13 protein-coding genes are annotated in these 12,054 nt (G+C 49.0%); 10 read left to right on the top strand and 3 right to left on the bottom strand.

From position 1 onward, the window contains the following. Positions 1-38 precede the first annotated feature (38 nt). Both rpsU and D1627_RS12795 read right to left on the bottom strand, forming a co-directional pair. Entirely contained in the window at positions 39-233 is a 195-nt protein-coding gene (gene rpsU, locus D1627_RS12790; protein WP_119432660.1) for a 30S ribosomal protein S21, read from the bottom strand. Positions 234-384: 151 nt separating this feature from the next. Next, positions 385-1,524 carry an acyl-CoA dehydrogenase family protein gene (locus D1627_RS12795; RefSeq protein WP_119432661.1) on the bottom strand — a complete coding sequence of 380 codons (1,140 nt, stop codon included), beginning with the start codon at positions 1,522-1,524 and terminating at the stop codon, positions 385-387. Positions 1,525-1,767: 243 nt separating this feature from the next. On the opposite strand from D1627_RS12795, the gene D1627_RS12800 reads away from it, so the two are divergent. The 7 genes from D1627_RS12800 to D1627_RS12830 all read left to right on the top strand — a co-directional run bounded on the left by D1627_RS12800 (position 1,768) and on the right by D1627_RS12830 (position 8,090). After that, a complete protein-coding gene (locus D1627_RS12800) occupies positions 1,768-2,523 on the top strand; it encodes a tyrosine-protein phosphatase (protein WP_317125217.1) in 756 nt (251 codons plus the stop codon). Between the two features lie 31 nt (positions 2,524-2,554). Then, a complete protein-coding gene (locus D1627_RS12805) occupies positions 2,555-3,547 on the top strand; it encodes an NAD-dependent epimerase/dehydratase family protein (RefSeq protein ID WP_119432662.1) in 993 nt (330 codons plus the stop codon). A 66-nt stretch (positions 3,548-3,613) separates the two neighbouring features. Beyond that, positions 3,614-5,011: a tetratricopeptide repeat protein gene (locus D1627_RS12810; protein ID WP_119433023.1), complete on the top strand. Its 1,398-nt coding sequence runs from the start codon at positions 3,614-3,616 to the stop codon at positions 5,009-5,011. A 6-nt stretch (positions 5,012-5,017) separates the two neighbouring features. Continuing rightward, the gene (locus D1627_RS12815; protein ID WP_119432663.1) at positions 5,018-5,791 is read left to right on the top strand and encodes a phosphosulfolactate synthase; all 774 of its coding nucleotides are present in this window, start codon (positions 5,018-5,020) and stop codon (positions 5,789-5,791) included. A 98-nt stretch (positions 5,792-5,889) separates the two neighbouring features. Beyond that, positions 5,890-6,834, top strand: a complete 945-nt coding sequence (locus D1627_RS12820; RefSeq protein ID WP_119432664.1) for a DUF368 domain-containing protein — start codon at positions 5,890-5,892, stop codon at positions 6,832-6,834. 17 nt (positions 6,835-6,851) lie between these two features. Then, positions 6,852-7,592, top strand: a complete 741-nt coding sequence (locus tag D1627_RS12825; protein ID WP_119432665.1) for a shikimate dehydrogenase family protein — start codon at positions 6,852-6,854, stop codon at positions 7,590-7,592. 93 nt (positions 7,593-7,685) lie between these two features. Beyond that, positions 7,686-8,090 (top strand): YkvA family protein, encoded by a 405-nt coding sequence (locus tag D1627_RS12830; protein ID WP_119432666.1) that lies wholly within the window; start codon positions 7,686-7,688, stop codon positions 8,088-8,090. A gap of 120 nt (positions 8,091-8,210) precedes the next feature. Here D1627_RS12830 and wrbA read toward each other — a convergent pair whose 3' ends face one another. Then, complete coding sequence (wrbA, locus tag D1627_RS12835; RefSeq protein WP_119432667.1) at positions 8,211-8,822, bottom strand: NAD(P)H:quinone oxidoreductase; 612 nt, start codon at positions 8,820-8,822, stop codon at positions 8,211-8,213. Between the two features lie 199 nt (positions 8,823-9,021). On the opposite strand from wrbA, the gene D1627_RS12840 reads away from it, so the two are divergent. The 3 genes from D1627_RS12840 (at position 9,022) to D1627_RS12850 (ending at position 11,803) form a co-directional block, all read left to right on the top strand. Then, positions 9,022-9,600, top strand: coding sequence for an RNA polymerase sigma factor (locus D1627_RS12840; RefSeq protein WP_119432668.1), 579 nt, complete (start codon positions 9,022-9,024; stop codon positions 9,598-9,600). Beyond that, on the top strand, positions 9,584-11,248 hold the full coding sequence (locus D1627_RS12845) for an outer membrane beta-barrel protein (protein WP_119432669.1): 1,665 nt from the start codon (positions 9,584-9,586) through the stop codon (positions 11,246-11,248). The genes D1627_RS12840 and D1627_RS12845 overlap by 17 nt, the downstream gene beginning before the upstream one ends. Positions 11,249-11,425: 177 nt before the next feature. Beyond that, entirely contained in the window at positions 11,426-11,803 is a 378-nt protein-coding gene (locus tag D1627_RS12850; protein WP_147383300.1) for a hypothetical protein, read from the top strand. The last annotated feature ends 251 nt before the right edge of the window (positions 11,804-12,054 follow it).

Genomic DNA, 12,054 nt, shown 5'->3' on the forward strand with positions numbered 1-12,054 from the left:
ACTAATTTATGGAAAAATAAAATATCTTGTTAGAGATACTAGTAGTTTTGCTCAGCAAACAGGTGCTGCTTGTATACAGCTCTCTCTTTTTGCTTTCTTTTAGCAATTGACGGCTTCTCGAAATAGGCTCTAGAGCGCAGTTCCTTCAAAACACCAGTTCTCTCAAATTTCTTCTTGAATCTCTTCAGAGCACGGTCTACAGACTCGTTATCTTTTACGTTTACAATGATCATATTATTCCTCGCTTCTCTTTGAATTTAGGGTTGCAAATTTAAACAAGCTTTGACTTAAAAATCAACTTATTGGCTAATTATTTCTTGCTCAGCCTGATTTTATTTTAGAAAGTGTGGCAGAAGCGCCTATATAGCCTCTGCCACAGCTTTTTTATTTAAGCATGGCTCTGGATATAACAAGCTTTTGTATCTCGCTTGTTCCCTCGCCGATGGTGCAAAGTTTGGCATCGCGGTAATATTTCTCTGCAGGGTAATCTTTGGTAAAGCCATAGCCGCCAAAAATCTGCACACCTTCGTTTGCCACCCTCACCGATACTTCAGAGGCATAGAGCTTAGCCATCGCTGATTCCTTATTTACGTTCAGGCCGCGGTTCTTCATATCGGCAGCCTGGTATGTCAGTAGCGAAGCCGCTTCGATCTCTGTCGCCATGTCGGCTAGCTTAAAGGCGATGCCCTGGAAGCTGGAGATTGGCTTGTTAAACTGCTGGCGTTCTTTAGAGTAAGCTAAAGCCGCCTCAAAAGCACCCTGTGCAATGCCCAACGAGAGGGCTGCGATAGAGATACGGCCGCCATCCAGTACTTTCATGGCCTGCACGAAGCCTTCGCCTACCTCGCCCAGGATCTGGTCTTTGTGCACGCGGCAATCCTGGAAGATCAGCTCCGTGGTTTCTGAGGCGCGCATGCCCAGCTTGTCTTCTTTGCGGCCAGCGCTGAAGCCTTCAGTGCCTTTCTCAATCACGAAAGCCGTCATGCCATGCGAGTCGCCCACCTCACCGGTGCGTACAATAACAACAGCTACATTGCCAGACTTACCGTGCGTGATAAAGTTCTTAGCGCCGTTAATTACCCAGTAATCACCGTCCTGCACGGCTACGGTGCGCATGTTACCCGCATCTGAGCCTGTGTTTGGTTCTGTTAGGCCCCAGGCGCCGATCCACTCGGCAGTTGCCAGCTTAGGCAGGTATTTCTTCTTCTGCTCCTCGTTTCCGAACTGGAGGATGTGCCCGGTACAAAGCGAGTTGTGCGCGGCCATGGAAAGGCCGATAGAGCCATCGATCTTAGATAGCTCCGCGATAGCAGTTACATACTCCAGGTAGCCAAAGCCTGAGCCGCCATACTCTGTAGGCACAAGCACGCCCATCAGACCCAGTTCGCCGAGTTTTTTAAAGACCTCCACCGGAAACTCCTGTGATTCGTCCCACTCCATCATTTTGGGCTTGATGTGCTTCGCACCAAAATCACGGACCATGTCCGCGATCATGCGCTGGTTTTCAGTTGTTTTTAATTCCATTTATAGTTTGGGTTCATGTAAGGTGATAAGTAGCCTTTACTAACGGTAGCGCACTATCCGTTGTTTACAAAGCTATGTAAATAAGGCCAAAGGGGCAATCAGGCATATAGATTTAATCGTATGTAAAAGAGGCTACTGTAGCCTGTGCCAGCTTTATTTTGACCGTGATTTTAATTTCTGTTATTTTGAGCTTTGTTTGCTGTGCTGCCCGCATGCAGCAGGGCCACAGGAACCAATGTAGAGATGATGATAAAGTTTTTAAAAAACTTATTTGGGGGAGGCGAGGACCCAGTGCTGGTGGCATCACTCAGTGAGCTGGCTGTGGATATGCATTCGCATATTCTGCCGGGCATTGACGATGGTTCTGACAGCCTGGAGCAGTCGTTGGATTTGGTGCGTGCCATGAAGCAGCTGGGTTACCGTAAGCTGATCATGACGCCACACGTGATGAGCGATTTCTACAAAAACACGCCCGAAATTATCCGGGGAAAGCTTGCTTTGCTGCGCCAAGCCGTAGCTAAGGAAGGTATAGAAATGGAGCTGGACTGTGCGGCAGAGTATTACCTGGACGAGGGCTTTCTGGAAAAGCTGGAGAATGGGGAGGAGCTGCTAACCTTCGGAGAGAAATACTTACTCTTTGAGACATCATTCCTGAACGAGCCACTGAATCTGCGCGAAGCAATCTTTATGATGCGTGCCAAGGGGTACCAGCCGGTGCTAGCCCATCCAGAACGCTATACCTACTTCTATGGCAAGTATGACGAGTTGGTGGCCTTAAAAGACTTGGGCGTTTTGTTTCAGCCAAATATCAACTCCCTGGCAGGCTATTACTCGCCGGGGGCGAAAGATGTGGCTGAGCGCCTGATAGAGCAGGGCCTGGCAGATTTTCTGGGCTCAGATACGCATGGCCTGAAGCACATCAACTCCCTGCATAAAGTATTAAGCTCAAAGCATCTGGTTAAAGCGCTGGCTTTGCCGCTTCGCAACAGGCAACTATAGTTATTTCCTCTAATTTATACTTCCTCAACGCATGATCTTTGTAACGGGCGGCAGTGGCCTGATCGGCAGTTTTCTGATTCCGGAGCTAGTACGCCAAGGCCATCAGGTAAAAGCGCTCTACCGTGGGCAAACCCCTGCCATCGCTTATGCCGACCAGGTGCTATGGGTTGAGGGAGATATTCTGGACCCGGTTATGCTGCGTGATGCCCTGCAGGGTGCGACGCATGTTTTCCATTGTGCCGGGTTGGTGTCTTATGCCCCGCAGGATGAGGAGCTGCTGAAGCAAATAAACATAGAGGGCACCGCCAATATAGTGGATGCCTGCCTGGAGGCCGGAAGTATAAAGCTGTGCCATGTCAGCTCGATTGCTGCAGTTGGCCGGCCAAAAAACAAAGCCATACTTACGGAGCAGGCTAAATGGGACCCGGCAGCCGATTTGTCTGCTTACGCCAGCTCAAAGTACTTTGGTGAACTGGAAGTATGGCGCGGCGTAGCCGAGGGGCTCGATGCCGTTATCGTTAACCCGTCTATCATACTTGGCCCTGCCGACTGGAGCCGGAGCAGCACGCAACTGTTTAAGTATGTGTATAATGAGCGCCTCTACTACACCGCCGGGGAGGCCAATTTTGTGGATGTGCGCGATGTGATTGAAACAATGCTGCGCCTGGCCTTCTCGGAAATATCAGGAGAAAGGTTTATATTAAATGCTGAGAAACTGAGCTACAAGACTTTTTTTGAGCAGGTAGCTAACTGTTTCGATAAAAAAGCCCCCGCTTTAAAAGTACCCCCTTTTGTGGCTGAGGTCGTTTGGCGATTGGAGCACGCCCGCTCGTGGCTTACAGGCCGCCGGCCACTCATCACCAAAGACACGGCCAGGGTAGCCAAGAAAACACACTTTTTCAGTAACGATAAAGTTAAAAAGGCACTTGGGTTCGAGTTTAGGCCGGTAGCGGAGTCGGTGCAGTGGGTTTGCACGGAATTAGGGCGGCAGGCTGGCAAAGCAGCGCTGCAAAAAGCAGAATAAACTATTTGCAGCCTTAAAATGTAGTATGAAAAAAGCTGTTCTAGGGCAGCTTGTTGGATATTGGAGATGAAAGAAGACTTTGAAGAACACAGCGAAGAGCTGGAACTGATACAACGTTTCGAGCGCATGCTCGGGAGCAACGAGACGGCATTTTTTGACCTCACAGACTTTGAGTATATCATTGATCACTATACCGCAAACTTTGAGTACAAGAAAGCCCTGGCCGCCTGCGACACAGCCCTGGTGCAGTACCCTTTTTCCACGGAGCTACAGATAGACAAGGCGCAGCTGCTGGCCATGTCAGGCAACTTTGAGGAAGCCCTTGTCATGATTAACAAGGTAGCCGAAGTGGACCCGGAGAATGCCGACGTGCAGCTTACGCGCGGAATTATCTACACCCAACGCGGAGAGTTTAGGGAGGCGATAGATTACTTTAAGAAAGCCCTGGCCTATGCCGACGACCGGGATGATATATACTTTAACATTGGGCTGGCTTATCAAACCTGGGGCAAGCTTGCCTCGGCCATAAAGTATTACAAAAAGTGCGTAGCCCTGAACCCCGAGAACGAGGCCGCAATGCAGGAAGTGCTTTACTGCATGGACCTGACGAATGTAATGAGCGAGCACCTGCCGTTTTTCCAGAAGTTCGTGGACGACGACCCATACTCGTATGTGGCCTGGTTTAACTTGGGCAACCTGTATAACAAGATGGGCGCTTACGAAAAAGCTATCTCAGCGTACGATTACGCCACGCTCATTCGCCCGGATTTTATCACGGCTTATAACAACATGGCTAATGCGCTGGTGTACCAGGGGCAGTACCTAAAGGCCATTGAGGCATTCAATGCCATGATTGAGCACGGTGAGCCCAACGCGGAAGTATATTGCAACATCGGGGAGTGCTACGAGAAAATGCAGCAGTGGGACCTTTCGCGTCGCTACTACCAAAAATCAGTGGACCTGGACCCGGAGATGGACGAGGCCTGGTTTGGTATCGGGGTGATTCTGGATGCGCAGGAAAAATGGTATGAGGCCGTGCACTTCTTTAAAAAGGCAGTGGAGCTTTACGATGACAGTGCAGATTACTGGGTAGCGCTGGCCGCAGCAGAATACCAAGTGGGCCATGTGGTGTCGGCGCTGGAGAGCTATGAGCGCGCCTCCGGCATTCGTCCGGACGATAAGAACATCTACCTCAATTGGTCTATCATACTTTTTGAGCAGGGCAATTTTGAAGAAGCAACAGACATTATTTTAAACGCCATAGAGCTGCAACCAAAAGAGGCAGAGCTCTATTACAGGGCATGCGCCTACATGCTTTCCGCAGGAAAATACCGCGAGGCTTATAATTATCTGGAAAATGCATTAATTTTGGACTTCGATAAGCACAAGCTGCTGTTCGAGTTCTTCCCTGAGCTGGAATCGCAGCGTGCATTAGCCCGATTAATTGATCAGTACCGCAAATAAAATCAAATGAACTATACACTGAATAGCATTCCGGAGCGCCCGGTTAAACCACGCGAACGGGGCTTTACCATGGCCATGGACAAAGGGCTTAGCATTCGGGAAGTGGAAGACTTTCTGGAGGTAGCCGGAGAATACGTTGATATTGTGAAGCTTGGCTGGGGCACGTCTTTCGTGACACCTAACCTTAAACAGAAGCTGGAGGTGTATAGAGCCGCCGGTATCCCTACATACTTTGGCGGTACCCTGTTCGAGGCGTTTATTGTGCGTAACCAGTTTGATGACTACCGCCGTGTGCTGGACGAATTCGGGATGACGTTCGCGGAAGTATCGGATGGTTCTTTAGAGATGCCGCACGACGAAAAGTGCGAGTACATCGCTAAACTGTCGGAGCAAGTTACTGTGCTGTCGGAGGTAGGCTCCAAGGATGCAGAGAAGATCATTCCGCCATACATGTGGATCAAACTGATGCAGGCTGAGTTGGAAGCAGGCGCCTGGAAAGTGATTGGCGAAGCCCGCGAAGGCGGTAACGTTGGCCTTTTCCGCTCTACCGGCGAGGTGCGCAGCGGCCTTGTGGAAGAGATTCTTACGCAGATTCCGTTTGAGAAAATACTATGGGAGGCCCCTCAAAAAGCGCAGCAAGTATGGTTTATCAAGCTTTTAGGAGCTAACGTAAACTTGGGCAACATTGCGCCAAGCGAGGTTATTCCGCTGGAAACAATCCGGTTGGGCTTGCGTGGCGATACCTTCGATCATTTCCTGAACATGGAAAAACCTTGCTAAGAGGTTAAAGTATAAATCCAAAAGTATAAATTGCCCGTGAGGTATGGCCCCACGGGCAATTTCCGTTTTAGCCATACAAGTATAGCCTTAAACAATTTATGGAAAGAAGATCTTTACGAGAGTACCTGCTGCTGTTTGCCAAAGGCGCAGGCATGGGCGCGGCTGATGTAGTGCCGGGCGTGTCGGGTGGCACCATCGCTTTTATCACCGGAATTTATGAAGAGCTATTAGGCTCTATCCGCTCGGTAAACGGGGAGGCCATTAAGCTATTGCTGCGCCTCAACCTGAAAGGTTTCTGGAAGCACATCAACGGCAATTTCCTAGTGGTGCTGATCGGGGGTATTCTTTTCTCCATCGCTTCGCTCTCGCGGGTTATACTTTACCTACTGGAGAATTTCCCGGAGATGCTCTGGTCGTTTTTCTTTGGGCTGATTGTAGCCTCAGCAGTGGTGGTTAGCAAAAAGATCACCCGCTGGCGGCCCGCAGTTATACTTTCTGGCCTTGTTGGCGCCGCTATTGCCTATTATGTCACGGTTGCTACGCCTACCCAATCACCGGAAGCCTATTGGTTTATTTTCCTGTCGGGGGCTATTGCGATTTGCGCCATGATCTTACCCGGCATTTCCGGAAGCTTCTTGCTGGTGCTGCTGGCCAAGTATGAGTTTATACTTAACTCCGTGAAAGAGCTGAAGCTAGATGTAATCATAACCTTTGGCCTGGGCTGCGTAACGGGCATTCTGGCTTTCTCGCATGTGCTGAATTATATGCTAAAGCGATACCATAACATAACGGTGGCGCTGCTAACGGGCTTCATGGTTGGGTCTCTGAACAAAGTATGGCCCTGGAAGGAAACCATCGAAACCTACACCGACCGCCACGGAGAGGTAAAGCCACTGGTGCAGGAAAACGTGCTGCCAGGCAACTACGAGGCCATAACAGGGCAGGAGCCATACTTACTGTATGGCGTACTGCTGGCTATATTCGGCTTCCTGCTCGTGTACTTAATCGATCGGTTCACCGAGGACACAACTGTACAAGTATAAATCAGAACCACACTGCCATGCGTAAATTCGGACTCATCGGTAAAAAGCTCAGCCACTCTTTCTCTAAAAAGTATTTCACGGAGAAGTTTAAGCGCGAGGGCATACTTGATGCGCAGTATGAGTTGTACGAGCTGCCTCATATGGCGGGCCTGCCTGAGTTGCTGCAACAGGAGCCGGAACTGGTGGGCCTGAACGTTACGGTACCTTATAAAGAGCAAGTAATTCCGCTGTTAGACGAAATGGACGAGGCTGCGGCACAGATTGGGGCCGTGAACACGATTAAGATTAGCGGCGGCAAAACCAAAGGCTTCAACACGGATTTCATAGCTTTTAAAAGTTCTCTGCAGGAGTTTTATCCAATACATAAGCAAAGTAAGGCCTTGGTGCTGGGTACAGGCGGTGCTGCCAAAGCTGTCTGGGCCGCACTGGATGCACTGGCCATACCCTTCTTGAAAGTATCCAGAACAGCGGGGGCAGGGCAGGTGAGCTACAGCCAACTCTCAGACCAGGTACTGCAGACGCATCAGCTCATCATCAATACTACTCCAATAGGCATGTACCCGCAAGTGCAGGAAGCCCCAGAACTACCATTCAGTGGTATAACACAGCAGCATTATGTGTATGATTTAGTGTACAATCCGGAGGAAACGCTGCTTATGCAAAAATGTGCTGCCAATGGCGCTAAAGTAATAAACGGGTTGCCTATGCTATACCAGCAAGCGGATGCTGCCTGGAGTATTTGGAATTTTAAATATTAAGCAGTACAATTGTGAACGGTGTAAATAAAGTAGTTAAAGTACAACTTTATGCTGTGTTACATGCGTAAAAGGGATTGAACACGCCCTACTACCATGCCGCACTTAAACACCCTTAAGCAAAAGGCGCATGCTTTCCATACCGAAGTCTACGCCTTATACTTAGCATACCGTGATTATCGTGTTAGATGGTATGCACGCGTGTTGCTGGCAATGGTTATAGCCTATGTGGTTAGCCCTCTTGATTTGGTGCCGGACCTTACCCCGGTTTTTGGCTACTTAGATGATGTGGCGATGATAGTTTTCGTACTGCCAGCCTCGTATCAGCTTATTTCTAGGCAGGTAAAGCAAGAGTCCAGGCTGCAGGCTTACGAAGACATGAGCCAGATAGACGGAAACTCATTTTTGGCATTAAAAGTGATAAGCTATACCTGGCTACTAATATTGGTACTGATTACTCTGATTAGCTATAAATTTTTATTTTTGGATATACCCTACTAAGTATAAACATACTTCCGGGCAAGGTTTAAGATGATTTACAACTACTAAGAGCTTGCTGCGAAAGAAGAAAGCCTCCTGAATTCAGGAGGCTTTTTAGTTTTACATCCGATGCTATATTTGTTAGCCGAAGAGCTTTTTGGCAATTTCAGCGGTATGTCTGCCCTGGAAGCGTGCACCCTCTAACTCGTTGTTGGTTGGGGTGCGCTCTCCCTGGCCACCGGCTATGGTAGAGGCCCCGTATGGCGAACAACCGGTTACTTCATCTACCTTGGCTTGGCCTTTAAAGCTGTAAGGCAGCCCTACAATGACTAGGCCCAGGTGTAGCAGCATGGTATGCACATGAAGGATGGTGGATTCCTGGCCACCGTGTAGCGTAGCGGTGCTCGTGAAGGCGCCGCCAACTTTTCCTACCAGTTCGTCTTTTGCCCAAAGCGGACCTGTCGAGTCAATGAAAGCCTGCATTTGGCTGCACATGTTGCCATACCGTGTAGGCGTACCCACAATAATGGCGGAAGCCTCGCGCATGTCGTCCAGGGTTACCACCGGGACTTTCTGCAACTCCTGCTGCGCCTCCTTTGCCCCAACCGACTCAATAATATCGTCGGGTAAGGTTTCTGCCACGCGGCGCAGCACTACTTCAGCGCCATCCACTTGTTTCACGCCCTCGGCAATGGCATCTGCCATTTTCTTCACATGCCCATAGAGCGAGTAATACATAATCAGTACTTTCATAGTTTATTTTTCAGGGGTGTAACAGTAATTTTCATAACTTAAACCGTCAGGTAATCATTGCTTTACTACTTTGCAAAGTATGGTTTAAGGTATATACATGCGCTTGACCCTTTTGTTCTGTAAAAATAATTTCACACGCTTGCAACTATCTGGCTACAATCGGAATCATAGGGGTACATAAGCGTAAAACAGGCAACATTTGAAGCTTTTTACAAAACCTAAATCCGACGAGGAGAAACTTATAGATGGATGCATCGCAGGCAAACGCGAAATGCAGCACCAACTCTATGGCCTTTACTCCCGGAAGATGATGGCCGTTTGCCTGCGTTATGCACCCACTACCTTTGAGGCCGAGGATATCATGCAAGATGCTTTCGTGAAAGTGTTTAACAACCTGCACGCATTTAAGCGCGATTGCCCTGTAGAGTTTTGGATACGCCGCATTGTAGTTAACACAGCACTAAAGCACCTTCGCAGCAAACAGTTGCTCACCGTGTCGCATGAGGCCGAAGAGGTGGCAAACCTGAGCTCCGGAGAAGTAAACCTAAGTGGTTATACTATGGATGAGCTTATGGCCATGATCCAGAGCCTGGCGCCGCGCTACCGCATGGTCTTTAACCTATACGCTATTGAAGGCTACAACCACAAGGAGATCGGGGAAATGCTCGGCATCTCAGAGGGGACATCTAAATCACAATATTCACGCGCAAGGGCTATACTGCAAAGTATGTTGCTGCGCCAGGAAGAAAAAATAAAGGAACATGTCATCAGCAACTAACAACCAGCGGAATAGTATGGAGGAAGAGTTCCAGCGCCGCATGCAAAACGCTGAGGCGACGCCGTCCGGAGATCTTTGGAACCGCATAGACCATCAGCTGACGGTGCAGGAAAATAGCCAGTACAAGCGAGGTATGCTATTCTATAGGCAGCTGGCAGCGGCTTGTGTCACTCTCCTCATAGTAGCCGGAAGTATGGCTGCATTCTATTTTAGTAAGCCAACCAAGGGTCCGGAGGCCTTAACACTAGATAGCCTGACAACCAAAGTGCCCATGCCTGAAGCGGGCCAGGCAGCAAGTATAACCGATGAGGCTATTGCCTCTGCTATGCAACAGGCTGTGCAGGCGTATGAACCGGTAAAGCAACAGCCTATAGTTGCAGAAGCAGTACCTGAGCGCCCGGGAAGTGTAGAAAGCAACTTAAGTTATACTTCAAAGCCAGCGTCCGCGCTTGGATTATCGCGTGCAAAAGCGCCGCAAGTTGTTGCTCCAAATACATTTGCTTGGTACAATGTGGCTGGTACAAATAATGCATTTTATACTTCTGTATTCAGCGAAAAGTCAGGCCGTAGTGTACAATCGCGGTTTCCTGCCATTCAGCAGGAGTTTTCCGGAAAAAAGGTCACTACAGGCTTTGGCTCGGTTATAATATCATCGGGCTTTATGGGAGATGATCCGGTGCAGGCTATAGAAGACGATTTTACCGCGCTGAGCCGTGCCGTTATGAGCAGGGTTAAGGCATTGGGCGCGGAGCAGGAAAGTATGGCGCATCGCTTAAAGGCAGAACAGGAGCTAGCTTTGGCCGGCTTACCTGAAAATGAGCAAAACCCTAAAAGCGGCAGATGGTCGTTGGGGCTGGCTTACGCACCAAGCTACTTCGAGCAAAATATAGGTACCTCAGCACAATCGGCCATCCCAACCGCTTTTACCACACTTGCGCCACCTTCGGCCATGCAGGCTTCCACGCTTATGGCGGCAGAGGCTCGCGAAGAGTATAAAGAGGAGGTTGAGCCAGGGTTCTCATTTGGGATAGAATTGAAAACCGGTTTTAAACTTGGTAAAAAGTGGAGGTTATTGAGTGGGCTAGGCTTTACGCAAAACACGGCACGGTCCAAGTCCAGCTATGTGCTTGAGCAAAATCACAACAGGATGGGGCCAAACGGGAGCGGCAGCGCTAAAACATTTTTCGTGCCTACGCTCAATCAAACGGATGCGAGTAGTCCAGAAAGTCTGACCAAAACTGATGACTATGAAGTGCAGTATCGCTACCGACACCTTACTGTGCCAGCAGGTATACAGTATGAAGGCAATCTGAGCAAAGATTGGTTCTGGTTTGCAGGAGGTGGGGTAGCAGCCAACATTCTGCTGGAGTCTTCTGTGCTTGCCTCTGCTGCGGATGTAGAGGATGTGGATTATAGCGCAAATGACAAGGACTCTCCGTTCCGTAAACTGCAGTGGTCGGGTAATGCAACGGCAGGGCTGGGCAAAAGACTGTCAGATAATATCTCGGTAACCGTCGGCCCGGAGTTCAGAAGCTATTTCGATACCATGCTAGCCTCTCCTGAGAAGGCCATGGCTCCGCAGGGCAAGCCTTACACTATGGGCCTGAACCTGGCTGTGAATTACGATTTAGGGGCAGGGCGCCGATAAATTTCCTGCGGTGTGCAACGCAGGAAGTATGCCTGGGGTCCTATTATAGCGGACAATAATCCATCATGTATGAAGCCATTCCAAAATCTGATTGCTGTTATTTAATTGATCTCTGCTTTTCTGAGCTATGAAAACGCCCTGCGTATTACTGGCAGGCAAACCAACAAACAACCTAATATGAAGCGTTTCCTCTACCTGAGTATTTTATACTTTTGCCTGGCATTAGTGGCTGCAGGATGCTCCAAAAGTGCACCAGCCCCGGTTTGCCACGCAGCTGAGGTAATTGGGCAGGATTGCGAAACCGGATGGTACATCTTAAAGCTGGAGAAGAACTCCGGCGGTGCAGAAAGTAAAGGGCGCTACATTGGCCAGCTGCAAGGTGGCTATGTTACTACGGATAACCTGCCAGAGGCTTATCAGAAGATCGGTACCAAAATAGCCCTGCGCTTGGAACTTAACGGAGCATACGGCCCTACCTGTATGTCTGCGTCTATGATGTATCTGGCTGTTCGGGTAGTGGATACCTGCAACGGCGAAGCGCCTGACAAGAACTGATAACACAGCATGAATTCTGATTAAGTGTGAACAGAGGGCTTGCCCAGCAAGCCTTTTGTATATTCTTTAGCTTTACTTCCCGCCCTCGCTCTTTCTCCTGCTAGTTTTAGGTTCGGTACATTTGTTGTGCAATAATCTGGGTGTATTGCAGTTTACAGATTGCAATATCTTTCTGTTGAAGAAAATATAGTGTTATATTTGAACCGGAATAAATTATGGCTTTCCGCTATACTTTAATAGAGATTTTATAC

The organism is Pontibacter oryzae, assembly GCF_003576375.1.
In the GTDB taxonomy this organism is placed as follows: Bacteria; Bacteroidota; Bacteroidia; order Cytophagales; family Hymenobacteraceae; genus Pontibacter; species Pontibacter oryzae.